The 1,440-nt window shown below is 62.3% G+C and carries 1 protein-coding gene; it reads right to left on the reverse strand.

Annotated elements, in window-relative coordinates; genetic code table 11:
• Nucleotides 1–30: 30 nt before the first annotated feature.
• The gene (locus tag FXB41_RS09220; protein WP_007597145.1) at nt 31–1,404 is read right to left on the reverse strand and encodes an IS30 family transposase; all 1,374 of its coding nucleotides are present in this window, start codon (nt 1,402–1,404) and stop codon (nt 31–33) included.
• Between the last annotated feature and the right edge of the window lie 36 nt (nt 1,405–1,440).

The raw sequence follows: 1,440 nt of genomic DNA on the forward strand, positions 1-1,440 counted from the left end.
AACGGTCGTCGCAACACCAGTTACTTTCACTCATAACAGAAGATCGTCAAGCGCCTCCGCCGGCGTTTTCCAGCCTAGTGTCTTCCGCGGTCGGGCATTGAGGGCCGCTGCCACAGCGGATATCTCTTCGGCGCTGTGGATGCTCAGGTCCGTGCCTTTCGGGAAGTACTGCCGCAGCAGCCCGTTGGTGTTCTCGTTAGTGCCGCGCTGCCATGGGCTTTGCGGGTCGCAGAAGTAGACCTGGATACCCGCATCGATCTTGAGACGATCGTGCTGAGCCATTTCGGCTCCCTGATCCCAGGTTAGCGAACGGCGCAGCTCTTCGGGCAAAGTGATGATGGTGCGCGTGATCGCGTCGCGCACGGCTTCGGCCCCATGTCCCGCAAGGGCTGGCCCGTTCTTCGCGCGCGGAGCTTCGCCATGCCCCGCCAACCGTGGAAGGTGCAAGAGCATCGTAAAGCGCGTCGTGCGCTCGACCAGCGTTCCGATTGCCGAGCTGCCAAGACCGAGGATAAGGTCCCCCTCCCAATGTCCCGGCACTGCTCGATCGGCAGCTTCAGCAGGGCGCTCACTGATCATGATCTCCGGCGAGACAAATCCCTTGCCTCGCCTGCGTACGCGCGCTCTGGGCATCCGTAACACACGCCCTGTTCGCAAGCAGGCCGTCAGCTCGCGGCGTAGCGCGCCACGGCCCTGAACGAAGAGGGCTTGATAGATAGCTTCGTGGCTGATGCGCATCGTCTTGTCGTCCGGGAAGTCGATCGGCAAGCGTCGAGCAATCTGCTCAGGGCTCCAGGCTTTGGCCCATCGCCGATCCTTGCGCTGGCCATGCCGCCGCCCCTTCCACGGAACGGCGGGACCAGGAACGGGAGCGCCGGTCGGGGCTACGACGCCGCCAGCAAGTCTTTCCTCCACATAAGTGCGCAAGGTTGCATTGAGCGCAAGCTTGGTCGGCTTAGGCCGGCGGGCGGATCGATCCGCATGCCATTGGGCAGTTATTGCCCGATACTCCAACCCGCCGCCGCGAGTGGCCGCGTTGCGCCGCAGTTCACGGGAGACTGTGGAAGCAGCCCGCCCCAGGCGACGTCCAATCTCCTGTATGGAATGGCCCTGCACCTTGAGAAGTGCGATCTCCTCGCGCTCATTCAACGAGAGATACCGCCCGGACAGTGCCTTTGCCGAAGATCTGAACATCGCTGGTGGCATGCCGCCCGCCTTTCGGAATAATCTGCTTCCGACAGGTTGTGACAATCCGGCTTCGAGTGCAGCATCTTCGCTGCTTAACCCAGCGGCAATCGCCCGCCAAAATTTATTCTGTTCATCGCGCCCGGCAACAGAGGGCCGTCCTGGCGACGGCAATGGGGCTCGTCCTGACCGCGCCGATCTGCGCCTTACAACGTTCATCGCAACCTCCAAACTCCTGGTGTTGCGACGACCGTT

Origin of the sequence: Bradyrhizobium canariense (assembly GCF_019402665.1) — a bacterium.
Classification (GTDB): domain Bacteria; phylum Pseudomonadota; class Alphaproteobacteria; order Rhizobiales; family Xanthobacteraceae; genus Bradyrhizobium; species Bradyrhizobium canariense.

What these genes read in the sequence shown, in the direction of transcription:
- FXB41_RS09220 (WP_007597145.1), bottom strand. Translation starts at nt 1,404, where the DNA reads ATGAACGTTGTAAGGCGCAGATCGGCGCGGTCAGGACGAGCCCCATTG.